Here is a 14,337-nt window from a genome sequence, read left to right as displayed (position 1 = left end):
CGGCCTGGGCCAGAAAACGGTCAAACAGCGGAGCAGAAATCTTAGTGCTCCTTGTTCGTCGACCGCGCTGCCACAGGGGCGCTCACGGCGTCGGGCGCGAGATCATGGCGAGGAATCAGGCCAGGGTTGCGGCCCATGAGGAAGAGCTGACGGACGCTCCAGACAAACAACACGATGAGCAGCAGGTTGCGCAGGGTCAGCACGCCGGCCATGAGCGGGTTGTTGTGTGAGAGCGCGTCATAGAAGAGCGGGTACACCAGGAAGGTCAGGACGGCCACGCCAATGAGCATCGTTGCCGGGACGCGCCATGCCTTCCACTGGTACGACAATCCCACGGCAACGGCGGGCGCCAGCCACACCATGAACTGCGGGGAACCCACCTTGTTGAAGACCACGAACGCGGTAACGAGTGCCAGGGAACCAAAGAGCAGCAGGGCGGTGCGATCGGCGCCACCATTGCGCTTACCGGTGTGCAGGGCCCAGAACACGAGACCGGCAACGAGCAGCGCGGCCGCGATGAGCAGGGGCTGCATCAAAACGCTCATGGTCGCAGAACCGGGGCCGTCAACCTGCATGGAGTTGATGTCCTGGTTCATGTACATGTGCGCATCGCCTAAGCCCAAAACGCTCATCCACAGCCAGGGGGTGGTGAACGTGGCCTCGAGCTGCATGCCGCGATCGCCTTGTTCCAGCAGGAAGTTCAGCAGCTTCGGCAGCGCGTTCATGCTCAGCGCCATGCCGACCACCAGGGCCGTCACGAGAACACCGGCCAGCACTACCTGCACGCGCTTCTTCACCACCGTAAAGAGTGCAAGAACGACGGCGGCCGGCCAGACTTTGGTCCAGGTGGCGATGCTGAGGATGAACGAGGTCAGGAACGGGTTCGCCACGCCGATGGTCAACGCGATCAAGACCACCGGGGCGGTTAACCCGTCGACGCGGGCAAAGCCAAGCCACGCCATGAGTGCGGTGAACACGGTCCACCACAGAGCCGCCGGGATCGCCTCGGTGTTCTTACCCCACCGCGTGAGCTTGCCCACGGCCAAGGTATTGAGCGCGGCGATCATCAAAACCCAGATGAACAGGAAGGGACCGCTGCCAAAAATATAGGCGATGGCCATGGGAATCAGGGCAAGAATCGGGTAAACCCAGGGGCTCGGGCCCGTCACAAGGCTTTCGTTGAAGTCCACTGAGGCCCAGATGCGGTAGATAAACGTGTCGCTAAACGCTTCTCCACGCAGCGATAGCAGCCCTGCGAGCACGAGGAAGAGCACATGAATGGCGCCAAAGACGGTCCATAAACCACGCGATGTTTTCAGCCAGTTCTGGGTTCGAGAGGGCAGGAGCCGGTCTCGGAATCGGGCAAGAGCGGCAAAAAACGTATCTGTGGAGATGATCCAGTCCTTCGTAGAAGCGTGTGCCGGGCGCGAGAAGGTCAAACGCGTCACATGGCCTGCGGTCGATTCCAAGGAATTGACCGGCTGAAGTGGGTAGAATGCCAAGAACGGAGTCCGTGGCTGCTTACATATTAGCGCAGCGCCCTGTAGCTCCCCTGGGGCCGATTTGGCCCACCACACGCAAACCCGTCCTGACATCAAGGACAGCACTAGTTCAGGAGTAAAGCAGTTGACCAGCGCGCGTGTTGTCCTGCCAGAGGTGGAGTTGAAGGTGTTGAAGAAGTTCCCCCGCGGTACCGGAACCGCTGCCTCAGCGGTGTGGCAGGGCTTTGCCGGCTCCATCATGTTGCTGCTGGGCTCCTTTGGCGTTGGCTGGCTCGCCAGCAGCTCCGTGCTGATCCGCAATCCACTCTTTATCGTGGCCAGGACCACTCCGGCCGCGGTGATCATTGCCACGGTCTTGTTGTGCGTTGGGGCGGCCCTCATGCTGCGAGGCTGGTTGCGGCTACGCCAACATCTGGCGCCCTGGGATGAGACTTCTGCGCCGATCCTGAAGAAGGCGTTGATGCTCTGGGTGGCCCCCCTGATGTTGACGTTGCCGTTGTTTAGCCGAGATTCCTACGCCTACATTGGGCAGGGCCGTCTCATGCAACAGGGACTGGATCCGTACACCGATGGCATTTCTGCCCTCAATAACTACTTTTCACTTGGCCCGGATACCTTGTGGACCGAGGCTCCCACACCCTATGGACCGCTGTGGCTGTGGTTAGAGCACTTCGCCGTGCTCCTGCCAGCGGGCAGCCCCGAGATCGCACTGATTCCCTTCCGCATCGCGTGCCTGATCGGCGTCGTGCTCCTTGCCATCTACATCCCGAAGCTGGCGGCGCGTCACGGCCTCAACCCACACCGCGCCCTGTGGCTCGTGGTGTTGAACCCCGTGGTGCTCATTAACTTTGTGGCCAGCGTGCATAACGATTCGCTCATGCTCGGCCTGGTGGTGGCCGGCCTGTACTACGCGTCGGCGAAGCGCCCCATTTTGGGCATCTTGTTGGTGACCGCCTCGATCGCCATCAAACCCATCACCTTGATCGCGCTGCCGTTTGTCGGATTGCTCTGGGCAGGCTCGCGAGCCGGCTGGGTCCGCAAGTTTGCGATCTGGGCAGCGACGCTGGCCATCTCCATGGGAATCATGGCCGTCATGGGTGTCATGAACGGTCTGGGCTTTGGCTGGTTGGCGGCACTGCAAACCCCCGGAACCGTGTGGATTTGGTATGCCCCCGTGGGCCTGTTCTCCCACACCGTCGGATTCGTCATCACGCTCCTCGGCGGCGCCGGCGGCTCCGTCACCGATGTCATACAAACCATTGCACAGGGCATCTCGATCCTGCTCGTCATGGTCCTGGCATTCTGGAAGATCCCGATTCCGGCCGCCAACGGCGTGGCTCACCAGAACCCGGACGCCCTTGATGAAACACGCCGCCACAGCCAGGCGGTGCTGCGCCGGATGGCGTGGGCCTTTGCCGTCGTGGTGCTCATGGCCTCCATGATCCAGCCCTGGTACATGCTGTGGCTGCTGGCCTTCTTTGCCATCACGGGCCTTGAGGAAGGGTGGCAGATGCGCACCGTGCTGTACCTGACGGCCTTCTTTACCTTGATCGCCTTGACGGATCAGCTCAGCGTGTTCCCGTGGATTCCCGTCGTCATGGTTCGCACCGTGGCCATCGTGGTCGGGTTCGCCTGCGTCTTGTTCATCATGTTCAAGGACAAGGCCACCCGTGGACTCTTCCTTACCACGAAGCCAGAGAAGGCCGCCGAGCCTGCCTGACTCAGAGGTGCTTGAGCGCCTCACGGTACGACAACGGGCTCAGCCGCTGTTCGTTGTGCCGCACATAGTCGCGTACCCAGGCCGGATCGGTCCGGGCATATTGTCGTAGGGCCCAGCCGATCGCCTTGCGGATAAAGAATTCCTTGTCACCAAGATTGGGCTCGATGAGCTCCTGCAGCAGCGCAACATTTGTCGCCGCCTTGGCCGGAAGCTGGGCAATGATCGCCGAGCGCCGAAACCAGAAATTCTCCGCCACACTCCACTGCCGCAGTAGCGCCTCCATGGACTCCGGCTCCTTGAGGAACAATTCACAGACCCGCGGCGCCACCGCGTCGACGTAATCCCACCACTGGCCACTGCCAATGACGACGGCGTAAAACGGTAAGAGCCCAATCTCACCTCGGCCGAGGCGAGAGTCGGTGAGCATGATGGCCGCGTAGCGTTCCTCCCGGAACTGGGCCGTCGTCCACAGCTCGGTCACGGTGGCGTGCAGTTCCGCGACACTGGAGAAGGGATGCACCTTGGCCAGCGACCGCACCGTCGCGCGGACGGAAGGGGAGGGGACGCCCATGAAGGGCATGGATGACTTCATATACTGGGCCATCCCGACGGCCTTGTCAGGTATGGCCACGGCCTCCAACTCGGAGGGGAGCGCATGAAGAAAAGCGGTGTTGAGGATACCGTGTGGAACGGCACTGAGTAACTCGGAAGACAACATGCCTTCAGCGTAGCGGCCGCGGGAGTTGCCCGGGACTTTCGCCTCAGGCCGCGTCGAGCCCTTTCGCATCGCAGGCGAATGCGCGAAGATGGGTCCATAGCCTGTGTAGCAGGGGGTCCCAAGGGAACGAGCCGGTCATGAATCCTCGTTTTGGTCAAGGCGCAGTAGTCGTGGGATTGCTGCCGGAACAAGATCCCGCGGTGTTGGCGTTCGCCGTCGAATTGGCCGCGGCAACAGGTGCCGAGCTGGTCGGCGCTTATGTCGATCCCGGCAGTTATCTCATCGAATGGGACCCCGACGGCAATGTTTTGGGCAAGTCCCTGAACCGGGCCCTGGATCCCGAGGACGAGGCGGCGTCGGCAGTCTTGGAACTGGAACCCTTGCTGACCGCGGCCGCGGAGGCGCACCAGGTGTCGGCAAGCATTCGCGTTTTGGGCGGCGAAACAGCGCTTGCCCTAGGACGCTTGGCCCAGGCCGTGAATGCCTCGGTCATTGTGGTCGGTGCCCGCCGCCCGGGCCTGCTGGCGGGTGTCAATGAAGTCCTTGCCGGCTCGGTGGTCCGAAAGTTGCTGGCCAACCAGCACATTCCGGTGCTTGCCATTCCGCGCGTGGATGCCCACGAGCCGCTGCACGGCTGAGCCGAGTGGTCAGCTCTTCTGAGCCACGCAATCTGCCAGCTGAGCTAGACCCTTCTCGAAATCGCCGCCCACCAATTTGTCCATGTTCATGAACAGCATAAAGACCCGGCTCAGGCCCTTGTTTTCCCCCGTCATGGTCCAGGTGACGCGGGTCCCCTCGGCCACGGGTTCAAAGGTGAAGGTCGTGGGATTGACGGCCTTCATGGGTTTCGTGAACTCAAGGCGGAGATGGATCTTGGACGGTTCGACGGCCTCGAGAATTTCCATGGTTCCCGCTCCGGCCTTGCCGTTTCCCGTCCACGAGTAGCTGGCGCCCACACCCGCCACAGGACCCGAGTAGCTGCGCTGCATGGAGGGATCGATCCCTTCCCAGGGCGACCATTTCAGCCACTCACGGAAGCTGACAACCAAGGCGTAAATCTCTGCTGCGGGGGCTGGGATGACGGAGCTGCGCGAGACGCTGAATGTTGACATGATCACAGCATAGGCTCCCGCACCGACAATCGTCAGTGCCCGCAGAAAAGGGCGAGTCAGTCGACGTCGTCGGGGCCTTCGGCAGGGTCTTGGGTGTGCATGCGGATTTCCGGCAGTTCCCTGCCATCGCCTCCTTCTGCCGCCGTCTCAGCATATTCCCGTGACGTCGGATCGTGGGTGGGTGCGATTGCGTCACTGGGGTTTGTGGCTGGTGAATTGCTCATGGCTGTGCTTTCTCTTGTTGCCGCCGGGCCCCTGATGGCCGCGGCCTCTCTTTCATTGTGATCCTTTGCCGCGGCTTTGTCAGGAGAACGTGAGGCCTTGTTTTGCGCAGCGGTACCGCATTTCCGCTGCGGGGGTTCAGACTGGAATCATGATCAATCCCGTGGCCCGTTGGCGACGACAGTTGCGCGGCACCTTCAGTAACAATTCGCCCACCGTCCCGCAATGGGAACGCGATCTGGAAAAGGGCGACGACGCAGGCTACTTTGGGCCTGATTCGGCGGCGTGGTCTGTCCACGGGTCCATGACGACGCTTGTGGCCGGCATTCAGGCCTTGTTGATTCAGGCGCTGCACCCAGGCGCCCTCGCCGGGGTCCACGACCACTCCAACTTCCGCACGGATCCGCTGGGCCGTTTGGCCAGCACGATTCAATGGATCTTTACCGTGAGCTATGGGGACACGAGGACTGCCCAGCAGGCCACCACCAAGGTGCAACGCATCCATGGCTACATTCGGGGGAGCTACACAACAAATGCCGGTGAGGAACGCCCTTATGCGGCCAACGATCCCGAGCTGCTCCGGTGGGTGCATCTGGCCTTCACGCAAGCATTCTTGTCCGCACATGGCGCCTACGGCGGCCCCATTCCCGGCGGCCCTGATGCTTACGTCGCCGACTGGGCCGTGGCCGGCGCCCTCATGCGGGTACCGGATCCGCCCACCTCCGTCAGTGAACTCACCGCTCAGCTTGCAGCGTTTACGTGCGAGCTTCGCTGCGATGCGCGTACCCGTGAGGCCGTCGCCTTCATTCGTCACCCGCCCCTGCCGCGCTCACAACAGGCCGGATATGCGGTGTTGTTTGCAGCCGCGGTGGCGGCACTGCCCCCGGTCTATCGCGAACTTCTGCACCTGCACCCGCCGTCACTTGGCCCCGTACCGCTTCCGGTACGGATTCCCACCCGACTCGTGCTCGCCGTCGTACAGTGGGGTTTGGGATCACCGGGCCCTAGCGAAACCGCGGCGAGGGCGCGGCGGCTGCGTTTGGGTATGCAGGACGCTCCCAGTAAGCGCGGCTAGGGTAGATGATGGTGTTTTCTGCCAACGGACTTCCGCCCACCACTCAAGGACTGTATCCAGATCATGTCGCCACGCACTTTTTACCGCACTATAGCCACGGCCGAGGCTGTCACCTGGACGCTCCTGATCCTAGGTATGATCCTGAAATATGGGGTGAAACTCGGTGATTGGCCGGTCTCCATCGGCGGATTTGTGCATGGTCTGGTGTTCATCGCCTATGTCGTGACGGCGACCCTGATCGGACTGAACCAGCGCTGGCCCAAGGGCTTGATTGTGGTTGCCGCGGCCACCTCTGTGATCCCGTACCTGACCATCCCCTTCGATCGGTGGCTGGAAAAGCATGGAAAGCTCGACGGCGCATGGCGCACCACCGCCAGTGACCATCCCGGCGACCGGGCCTGGACTGATGTGGCCCTGCGGGCCATGGTCGCCCGGCCGGTGCTGTTGGGTGTGAGTTTTGTCGTGGTGGTTGGCGGCATCATGGCCACCTTGCTGATCGTTGGCCCGCCCGGCGGCCGCGCTTAATCGCGGCGGCCGCAGGGAGCCTTCGGGCACCGGTTATTCGTTGGCCGCATAGGGGTTCAACGTCTGGTTTAGATAGGGCGTGAACCAGTCCGAGATATCTGAGGCGCCGTCATGGCTGAGGTAGAGCAGTTCATGATCCAGGCTCGTGAAGAGGTTCTCGCTAGCGAGGACACGCCAGTCCTGAGGCATGTCCAGGTCCGGCAGCATGAATTCGAGGCTTTCAACGCTGTCTAGAAGCAGCTTCAGGGCTAGCTCCTGGGCAAGGCATGATGGCGAGCTGAAACCGCTGACCAGGCAGTGGCCCACATCAAGGGCGACGACCAGGAAGCGCTGAGCAAACAAGGCATCAAAGGCGGGGCGGTAGGCCGGCGGGAGAGCGCAGAGCTGGAGCGTCTCCCCGACGCTGTCGGCAGAGGTGCGCAGCGTCTGGACATCATCAAAGAGCTGATCGATGACATATTCGTAAGCCCAGTGCAGGGCACCCCGGAGATTTGTGGCCTGCCGCAGCGCCTGGGCTCGGGTGTCAGGGTTGAGTTCGGCCGTGGCATATCCCAAGACAGTGAGGTCCAGGCCGGGTAATTTGTCGGCGGCCAAGAAAATCTTCTGGAGCCAGTCCTCGTCACTTTCCTCCGCCTCGTCGTCGAACTCCTCCTCGTCGTCCAGCTCAGCCTCATCGGGCCAGGACGTATCTGCCTCGGAGCCGCCGTCGATCCACATGCTCGCGCCCAGCGCCATGACCCCGGGCACCTCACCGAGAAGATCGTCGGGTTCCAGCACCATCATGAGAGCCGATTCGGGACTTTCGGCGGCCTGGGCGAGTTTTGCTTCCAACGATGCTGCATCGTCGCCGGCCTGTTCGTGTGCCCAATGGCGAGCGTAGCCCTGGACGGCATCGCTGCCGTCGAATTCCACGTCAAGTTCAAGGTGCAGCTTTGCTGTGCGGGGGATATCCATGTCCGGAATCTTACCGTGGGGTGTTGGGTGTCGCGGCAGCGCCTGCAAGCAGCAGTTCGAGCCCGAAGTCAAAGGCGTCCTCAGCGTCGCCGCGCTCAGCCGGGGCTGAAAGAACGCCGGCCTGGATCAACCCGCTGCGGGTTTGTTCCTCGGTGACGCTGCCGAGGATGTAATGCACCAGGGCCTTGGCGGCCCATCCGGCCTTGTGCCCGCGCAAGCCTGCGGCCTCAAATCCCAGAGCAAGCCGGCCCAGCACGTTGAGCGATTCCGGGTCCAGAGCGTGGGTCAGCGTCACCACCTCGGCGCCGTCGCGCACCGCCAGCAGGGCCCGCCGGATGGCACGGGATTGCAGGCGTAGGGCAGCAATCGCCCCGCTTTCCGCGCCCGCGTCTGAGCGTGTGGGTCCGGAATCGGCGGGCACCAGGATCATGACCGAGAGTACGCCGAGCAATTCTTGTTTGTTCTTCACATGCCAGTACAGGGCTCCGGGCTGCACGCCAAGGTCCCGTGCTAAACGACGCATGGACAGATCGGCCAACCCGTAGTCCCGCAGGATGTCAAAGGCGGTCTCGATGACCTGATCACGAGTGAGGGGCATGTGTTGCAATCTTTCGTTTTGTCTGTGCCGGGATGCCCAGAGGGCACCTTCCATTTTGCCCCATGGCGGCAGCATCTGGCCGCTGGCCCACCAATACGTCTCTGCCGAGCCGACGTTGGGGGACCAGCCATTTGACAGAATCGTCTCCGATTTTGATACTTGAACAGTGTTCAATAATTTTCAAGCCCTCGCCGACCGGCAGTTGTCCGGCGCCACTTTGACCCGCCAGGATGCCTTGGCGGTTCTGACGTCCTCCGATGACATGATGCTTGACCTGGTGGCCGCCGCGGCGCGCCTCCGCCGTGCGCACTTCGCCAATACGGTGAAGGTGAACTACCTAGTCAACCTCAAATCGGGCTTGTGCCCGGAGGACTGCACCTACTGTTCCCAGCGACTGGGCTCGGCCGCACAAATTCTCAAGTACACCTGGATTAAGCCGGAAGAAGCGCTGGCCCAGGCCACGACCGGTATCAAGGCTGGGGCCTCCCGGGTGTGCCTGGTGGCCAGCGGCAAGGGCCCCACCGACCGCGACGTGGACCGGGTCGCCGGCATGGTGGAAGGGCTCAAGGAGCAGCATCCGGGCGTGGAGGTGTGCGCCTGCCTGGGCATCCTCAAGGAGGGCCAGGCCGAAAAGCTCAAGGCCTGCGGCGTCGACGCCTACAACCACAACCTGAACACCAGCGAGGAAATGTACAAGGAAATCTGTTCCACGCATGAGTTTGCCGACCGCGTGCGCACCGTCGAACACGCCAAGGCCGCCGGCCTGTCCCCGTGCTCTGGCCTCATTGTCGGCATGGGCGAAAGCGACGAGGATCTCATCGATGCCATCTTCGCCCTGCGCGATCTTGGCAGCGACTCCATCCCCGTCAACTTCCTCATGCCCTTCGAGGGCACCCCACTGGAGGGAACCTGGCTGCTGACCCCGGCCCGCTGCCTGCGCATCCTGGCCACCGTGCGATTCGCCTGCCCCGACGTAGAGATCCGCATGGCCGGCGGCCGCGAAATGCACCTGCGCACCCTCCAGCCACTGGCTCTCAACATCGCCAACTCGCTCTTCCTAGGGGACTACCTCACGAGCGAGGGCCAGCCCGGCCAGGACGATCTCGCCATGATTGCCGACGCCGGCTTCACGGTCCTTGGCAGCCAGCCTGATAATGACTCCAGCGCCCCTGCCGCAACGTCTCATGACATGCCCGACGCCGAGACCCGGCCAGGTGCCCCACTCACCATCCGGCGTCGGGGCGCGGGAACGGAATTTGCCGCCAATGCTTAGCGGCGTCGCCCTAGCACCGTCCCTGATCGAGCGGGACCGCGGACTCCTGTGGCACCCTTATGCTCCCTTGGATGGTCCGGCACCCTATGCGGTCCTTGGAGCCGCCGGGACCAGGCTTCACTTGCAGGCTGCCGATGGGCGGAACTTCGAGGTGGTCGATGCCATGAGTTCCTGGTGGTCGGCCATCCACGGTTACCGCCATGCGGCACTCGATGCGGCCCTACAGGCCCAAGCGGGCGCTTTTTCCCATGTCATGTTTGGCGGCCTGACGCACGCCCCGGCCGTGGAACTGGCCGAAATGTTAGTCGAGATGGCTCCGGCTGGAGTGGAGCACGTGTTTTTTGCCGATTCCGGCTCGGTGTCTGTTGAGGTGGCCTTGAAGGTGGCCGTGCAATACCAACGGGCCGCGGGACATCGGCGACGCACGCGTTTCCTGGCCCTCGCCGGCGGTTATCACGGTGATACCTTCGCGGCCATGAGCGTGTGCGATCCCGTGGACGGGATGCACTCCGAGTTTCCCGGGCTGGTGGCGCCGCAGCTGTTCTTGCCCCGGCCGCCGCGGGCCCATCTGGTTGGTGGTGAATTGCGTTCTGACCCGCTGGAAGTTGCCGCCTGGGTGGCTATCTTGGAAGACACCGTGCGGACCCACCGGGATGAGCTCGCAGCAGTCGTCATGGAACCGGTGCTGCAGGGCGCCGGGGGAATGCACCTTTATGCGCCCGAGTGCGTTCATGCCGCCCGGCACGTGGCCAGCGAGTATGGGCTGCTGTTGCTCCTCGACGAGATCGCCACCGGATTTGGCCGGACCGGAAAGCTCTTTGCCTCCGAGTGGGCGGATGTTACTCCCGACATCATGTGCGTCGGCAAGGCCCTGACCGGGGGATACCTGACGCTGGCCGCCATGCTGTGTTCGCGCCGAGTGGCTGCCGTCATCACGGGCTCACCCTTGCGGGCGCTCCTGCACGGGCCAACATTTATGGCCAATCCGCTGGCATGTGCCGTAGCGGTGGCGTCCTTGAAACTTCTGCGGTCCGAGCCGTGGCAGGGGCAACTCGCTACCCTCCAAACAGGACTCACTGCCGCGTTGGCCCCTGCGGCGGCCCTGCCGCAGGTTCGTGATGTCAGGGTCCTTGGCGGGGTGGGCGTCATTCAACTCCACACACCCGTCGACGTCCCGGCGCTGACCCTAGTGGCCCTGGAACACGGCGTCTGGGCGCGCCCCTTCCGGGACCTCGTCTACACCATGCCTCCCTACATCAGCACCGCCGCGGACCTTGCCACCATCGGATCCGGGCTTTGTGCGGCCGTGGCTACGGTGCACGGCTGATGGGACCGGCAGACGTGATGGTTCCTTACGCCGGAGGTGGTGCCATGGAAACGTGGTTGGCTAGCCGGGACCACGTCCGCCAGCGCCGCGGCCTAGTGCGGGCGGCCACGCCAGGGGATCCTGTTGCGCCGGGCGCCATGCTGGATTTGGCCAGCAACGATTATCTTGGCTTGTCCAGGGATCCCCGGGTGACGGCGGCCGCCGTGGACGCCGTCCAGCGCTATGGTTCCGGCGCCCGTGCCTCCCGGGTCGTGAACGGCACCTTAGCTGTGCACGCCGCTCTCGAGGAACAGCTGTGCCAGCTCACGGGCGTTGAGTCCGCCTTGGCGTTTTCATCGGGCTATCTGGCGAACCTTGGCGTCCTAGGCGCGCTGGGTGGTCCCGGGACCCTGTTGATTCTTGACGCGCACGTCCACGCCTCACTGCTGGATGCCGCCAGACTCTCCCGCTCGCCAGTGGTCATGGTGCCGCACGGCGACGTGGGGCAGGTGGCAACCGCCCTGAACACCAGAAGCCAGCCGCGCGCCGTCGTGGTGGTGGAATCCCTGTATTCGGTGCTGGGTGACGGGGCGAACCTCACGGAGCTGGCGGCCCTATGCGCATACTATGACGCCTGGCTGCTGGTCGATGAGGCGCACGGGATCGGCGTGGCCGGAGCGGGGCGGGGTGCCGTCCATGCGGCCGGACTGGCCGGGGCCGGGCATGTGGTGCTTTCGGTGACCTTGTCCAAGGCCCTCGGTGCTCAGGGTGGCGCCGTTCTCGGGTCACGAGCCCTGCGCGAGCACCTGGTCAATACGGCGCGGCCCTTCATTTTTGGCACGGCCTTGGCGCCCGCAGCCGCCGCCGCAGCGGCCATGGCGGCGCAGATCATTGCGGATGAACCCGCTCTGGCGGGGCAGCTGCAGGAGAACGCCGCTACCCTGGCGCGGTTGTGTGGCATTGAGCGCTCGCCGGGGGCTGTGCAATCGATCCCCATGCCCTCGGCCGATCACGCTGTGAAGGCGGCGGCCACGTTGCGAGCCGCGGGGGTGCTGGTCGGGTGCTTTCGGCCACCGAGTGTGCCCGACGGCGTATCGCGCCTGCGCGTGACGGCACGCGCCGACCTCACACTGCAGGAGCTGGACTACGCCGCCGGGCTGCTCCGTCCCATGGCACGGGAGCACCGCGCGGACCCTTCAGAACACAACGGCTCCGGCCGGAACAGGATCACCATATGAGCTACCTCGTCATAGGGGAGCCGGCCACCGTCAAGGAGGTCATGCGGCGCACGGCTGATTTCGCCCCGAGCAATGCGCTCACCTCTGTGGTGCCGCTAGCTCCCGCCACCTTACGTATTCTCAGCAAAGCCAGATTTGCGCTGCCGCCGGTGCTGGCCTCGGCCACGGGGGAGGAGCATCGCAGGGTTCGTAAAGCCGTGGCGGGATTCTTCACCCCGGCCAAGGTTGAGGCCGTGACGCCCCAGGTGCGGGGGTTAACGCACCATCGCCTGGCCCTGACCGCCGCTGCCCTCGATGAGGGCCCGGTAGATCTGTCCTTGTCCCTGGCCCGCCACGTGCCACCGGTCATCATGGCCGAGCTCACGGGCCAGGACAACCCACCCTTGGCCGATCTTAAAGCCTGGAGCCAAGACTCGCTGGAATTATTTTGGGGCTGGCCGAGTCCGGAACGGCAGCTCGAGCTCGCTGGCAGTGCCGCCGAATTTTACGGTTGGCTACGCGCCGAGGTGCTAGCGAGCCGCGGCAAGGACTCCTTGTTTGGGGTGCTGCTGGCGACCGGGCTATCCACGGCCGAGGTGTGCTCCCTGGGCTATTTCCTCGTCATCGCCGGGCAGGAGACCACCTCACAACTGATCAATACCGCACTGTATCGGGGCATTGGCCTGGGCGCCGCGGGGTGGGCGGCACTTGCCTCCACCGAACGTGCCAGCGCGCATGTGCGCACCGTCCTGGCTACGGAATCGTCGGTTCACACCTGGCGCCGTGCGGCGATGCACGACACCGAACTCAATGGTGTGGCGCTCCCGGCCGGGGCCGAGATCCTTCTAGAACTATCAGGCCGTCATGCCCCCGATGCGCCGCCGACCGCCTACTCGCTCGCCTTTGGGCACGGGCTGCACCGCTGCCTCGGAGCCAAACTGGCCGAACTTGAAACCCGGATCGTGGTGGAAGAGGCCGCGGCCGCCCTGCCGGAGTTGGAACTGTTCGGCCCGGAATCTCAGTGGCTGCGACTGCTCTCCTTCCAAACCCCCACTTCCGTCATGGCGACACGGGGTCAGCAGTGATGCGCGCGGGAGTGGGCGGCACACGGGTGAGGCTTCCCGCCGTCGTGCTTGTGACCGGGACAGATACTGACGTGGGCAAGACACTCACGACGGCGGCACTCGCCGCAGCGCTGCAAGCCGACGGTGCCAGCGTGGCTGTCTACAAACCAGTTCAGACCGGGGTTGCCGCCGGGGACGGTGGCGATATGGGAGAGGTGCGGCGCTTGGCCGGAACGCGCGACTGTCTGGAAGGGGCACGGTTAGCGCTGCCCATGGCTCCGGTCGCCGCCGCCTTCCGTGAGTCCACGACGCTGCCAGCGCTCGCCGTCCATGTCGCCACCGTGCAATCCCTGGCCGCCGGGCACGACCACGTTTTAGTGGAGGGGGCTGGCGGACTCTTGGTGGAATTGGACCACGACGGGAACACCATCGCGGACCTGGCGTTGGCTTTGCCCGACTCGGCCGTCGTGGTCGTCTGCCGCAGCGGACTGGGCACCCTCAATCACACCCTGCTGACCCTCGAGGCGCTCGGTGCTCGAGGATTGAACGCGGCCGGCCTGGTGATTGGAGCCTGGCCACATGAGCCCGGTGCGGTGGAGCTGGATAACGAGGAGTTTCTCTCACGGCTCGCCGTGCCGCTGCTGGGCTGCCTGCCGGAGCAGGCCTCCTTATTGCCCGGTCAGCACTTCCTTGCCTCGGCCCCGGAATGGCTGGGTATCTGGGCCACGTTGCGAGGTAATGAAGAGCGGCCCGCGGGACTCGGTAGAACCACTAAAAGAAATATTTGAAATTATTTAGTGAATGAACTGGATTTATGTGTAGTTTGTGATGTAGTTTATTTATTAGTCCCCGACGAACTGTCCGGGATGTCCGCGTGCAATCGAAGGGAGGCCATGATGTTTACAACTATCAAGTCCGGAGTTATCGGAACTGGTCATGCCTTGCCCGGCACGCCTGTCAATCGCCATCACAGCTAACACTGTCATCGCGTAGGGCCGCCGCCGCAAGGCCGCCCAGACACGGTCGTACTTGCCGACCAGCCCCGAGCTAT

The 14,337-nt window shown here is 63.6% G+C and carries 15 protein-coding genes; 9 read left to right on the top strand and 6 right to left on the bottom strand.

Translation table 11 applies throughout. The features are described 5' to 3' along the window. Nucleotides 1-41: 41 nt before the first annotated feature. Nucleotides 42-1,394: a glycosyltransferase 87 family protein gene (locus tag CVS30_RS12020; RefSeq protein WP_245934580.1), complete on the bottom strand. Its 1,353-nt coding sequence runs from the start codon at nucleotides 1,392-1,394 to the stop codon at nucleotides 42-44. Between the two features lie 232 nt (nucleotides 1,395-1,626). Here CVS30_RS12020 and mptB point away from each other — a divergent pair, with 232 nt between their 5' ends. Further along, the gene (gene mptB / locus CVS30_RS12015; protein ID WP_110485570.1) at nucleotides 1,627-3,222 is read left to right on the top strand and encodes a polyprenol phosphomannose-dependent alpha 1,6 mannosyltransferase MptB; all 1,596 of its coding nucleotides are present in this window, start codon (nucleotides 1,627-1,629) and stop codon (nucleotides 3,220-3,222) included. A 1-nt stretch (nucleotide 3,223) separates the two neighbouring features. Here mptB and CVS30_RS12010 read toward each other — a convergent pair whose 3' ends face one another. Beyond that, nucleotides 3,224-3,940, bottom strand: coding sequence for a DNA alkylation repair protein (locus CVS30_RS12010; RefSeq protein WP_110485611.1), 717 nt, complete (start codon nucleotides 3,938-3,940; stop codon nucleotides 3,224-3,226). A 137-nt stretch (nucleotides 3,941-4,077) separates the two neighbouring features. Between CVS30_RS12010 and CVS30_RS12005 the strand changes: the two genes are divergently transcribed. Beyond that, nucleotides 4,078-4,578, top strand: coding sequence for a universal stress protein (locus tag CVS30_RS12005; protein ID WP_110485569.1), 501 nt, complete (start codon nucleotides 4,078-4,080; stop codon nucleotides 4,576-4,578). A 9-nt stretch (nucleotides 4,579-4,587) separates the two neighbouring features. On the opposite strand, the gene CVS30_RS12000 is transcribed toward CVS30_RS12005, so the two are convergent. Both CVS30_RS12000 and CVS30_RS18005 read right to left on the bottom strand, forming a co-directional pair. Then, nucleotides 4,588-5,052: an SRPBCC family protein gene (locus CVS30_RS12000; RefSeq protein WP_110485610.1), complete on the bottom strand. Its 465-nt coding sequence runs from the start codon at nucleotides 5,050-5,052 to the stop codon at nucleotides 4,588-4,590. 56 nt (nucleotides 5,053-5,108) lie between these two features. Further along, nucleotides 5,109-5,276, bottom strand: a complete 168-nt coding sequence (locus CVS30_RS18005; RefSeq protein WP_181419790.1) for a hypothetical protein — start codon at nucleotides 5,274-5,276, stop codon at nucleotides 5,109-5,111. 149 nt (nucleotides 5,277-5,425) lie between these two features. Between CVS30_RS18005 and CVS30_RS11995 the strand changes: the two genes are divergently transcribed. Further along, nucleotides 5,426-6,349 carry an oxygenase MpaB family protein gene (locus CVS30_RS11995; RefSeq protein ID WP_110485568.1) on the top strand — a complete coding sequence of 308 codons (924 nt, stop codon included), beginning with the start codon at nucleotides 5,426-5,428 and terminating at the stop codon, nucleotides 6,347-6,349. A 63-nt stretch (nucleotides 6,350-6,412) separates the two neighbouring features. Continuing rightward, on the top strand, nucleotides 6,413-6,874 hold the full coding sequence (locus tag CVS30_RS11990; protein ID WP_110485567.1) for a DUF3817 domain-containing protein: 462 nt from the start codon (nucleotides 6,413-6,415) through the stop codon (nucleotides 6,872-6,874). Nucleotides 6,875-6,907: 33 nt separating this feature from the next. On the opposite strand, the gene CVS30_RS11985 is transcribed toward CVS30_RS11990, so the two are convergent. Then, entirely contained in the window at nucleotides 6,908-7,828 is a 921-nt protein-coding gene (locus tag CVS30_RS11985) for a hypothetical protein (protein WP_110485566.1), read from the bottom strand. A gap of 10 nt (nucleotides 7,829-7,838) precedes the next feature. Then, nucleotides 7,839-8,426 (bottom strand): TetR/AcrR family transcriptional regulator C-terminal domain-containing protein, encoded by a 588-nt coding sequence (locus tag CVS30_RS11980; protein ID WP_181419788.1) that lies wholly within the window; start codon nucleotides 8,424-8,426, stop codon nucleotides 7,839-7,841. Between the two features lie 166 nt (nucleotides 8,427-8,592). On the opposite strand from CVS30_RS11980, the gene bioB reads away from it, so the two are divergent. The 5 genes from bioB to bioD are packed head-to-tail and all read left to right on the top strand — an operon-like array spanning nucleotide 8,593 to nucleotide 14,074. Further along, nucleotides 8,593-9,699: a biotin synthase BioB gene (bioB, locus tag CVS30_RS11975; protein ID WP_110485564.1), complete on the top strand. Its 1,107-nt coding sequence runs from the start codon at nucleotides 8,593-8,595 to the stop codon at nucleotides 9,697-9,699. Further along, complete coding sequence (locus tag CVS30_RS11970; RefSeq protein WP_110485563.1) at nucleotides 9,692-11,026, top strand: adenosylmethionine--8-amino-7-oxononanoate transaminase; 1,335 nt, start codon at nucleotides 9,692-9,694, stop codon at nucleotides 11,024-11,026. The genes bioB and CVS30_RS11970 overlap by 8 nt, the downstream gene beginning before the upstream one ends. Then, complete coding sequence (locus CVS30_RS11965) at nucleotides 11,026-12,243, top strand: 8-amino-7-oxononanoate synthase (RefSeq protein WP_245934576.1); 1,218 nt, start codon at nucleotides 11,026-11,028, stop codon at nucleotides 12,241-12,243. Before CVS30_RS11970 ends, CVS30_RS11965 begins: the two co-directional genes overlap by 1 nt. Further along, nucleotides 12,240-13,307, top strand: a complete 1,068-nt coding sequence (locus CVS30_RS11960) for a cytochrome P450 (RefSeq protein ID WP_110485562.1) — start codon at nucleotides 12,240-12,242, stop codon at nucleotides 13,305-13,307. The genes CVS30_RS11965 and CVS30_RS11960 overlap by 4 nt, the downstream gene beginning before the upstream one ends. After that, the gene (gene bioD, locus CVS30_RS11955; RefSeq protein WP_306418777.1) at nucleotides 13,307-14,074 is read left to right on the top strand and encodes a dethiobiotin synthase; all 768 of its coding nucleotides are present in this window, start codon (nucleotides 13,307-13,309) and stop codon (nucleotides 14,072-14,074) included. Before CVS30_RS11960 ends, bioD begins: the two co-directional genes overlap by 1 nt. The last annotated feature ends 263 nt before the right edge of the window (nucleotides 14,075-14,337 follow it).

This window comes from Arthrobacter psychrolactophilus (assembly GCF_003219795.1).
GTDB lineage: Bacteria > Actinomycetota > Actinomycetes > Actinomycetales > Micrococcaceae > Specibacter > Specibacter psychrolactophilus.
The sequence above is the reverse complement of the archived record's forward strand: the minus strand, read 5'-3'. Positions and strand labels throughout refer to the sequence as shown.

Excerpts from the sequence above, each read along its gene's own strand:
- CVS30_RS11965 (WP_245934576.1), top strand. The coding sequence starts at position 11,026 with ATGGGACCGGCAGACGTGATGGTTCCTTACGCCGGAGGTGGTGCCATG.
- CVS30_RS11985 (WP_110485566.1), bottom strand. The coding sequence starts at position 7,828 with ATGGATATCCCCCGCACAGCAAAGCTGCACCTTGAACTTGACGTGGAA.
- CVS30_RS11970 (WP_110485563.1), top strand. The coding sequence starts at position 9,692 with ATGCTTAGCGGCGTCGCCCTAGCACCGTCCCTGATCGAGCGGGACCGC.
- CVS30_RS12000 (WP_110485610.1), bottom strand. The coding sequence starts at position 5,052 with ATGTCAACATTCAGCGTCTCGCGCAGCTCCGTCATCCCAGCCCCCGCA.
- CVS30_RS12010 (WP_110485611.1), bottom strand. The coding sequence starts at position 3,940 with ATGTTGTCTTCCGAGTTACTCAGTGCCGTTCCACACGGTATCCTCAAC.
- CVS30_RS11980 (WP_181419788.1), bottom strand. The coding sequence starts at position 8,426 with ATGCCCCTCACTCGTGATCAGGTCATCGAGACCGCCTTTGACATCCTG.
- CVS30_RS11960 (WP_110485562.1), top strand. The coding sequence starts at position 12,240 with ATGAGCTACCTCGTCATAGGGGAGCCGGCCACCGTCAAGGAGGTCATG.
- CVS30_RS18005 (WP_181419790.1), bottom strand. The coding sequence starts at position 5,276 with ATGAGCAATTCACCAGCCACAAACCCCAGTGACGCAATCGCACCCACC.
- bioD (WP_306418777.1), top strand. The coding sequence starts at position 13,307 with ATGCGCGCGGGAGTGGGCGGCACACGGGTGAGGCTTCCCGCCGTCGTG.
- CVS30_RS11990 (WP_110485567.1), top strand. The coding sequence starts at position 6,413 with ATGTCGCCACGCACTTTTTACCGCACTATAGCCACGGCCGAGGCTGTC.
- CVS30_RS12005 (WP_110485569.1), top strand. The coding sequence starts at position 4,078 with ATGAATCCTCGTTTTGGTCAAGGCGCAGTAGTCGTGGGATTGCTGCCG.
- CVS30_RS11995 (WP_110485568.1), top strand. The coding sequence starts at position 5,426 with ATGATCAATCCCGTGGCCCGTTGGCGACGACAGTTGCGCGGCACCTTC.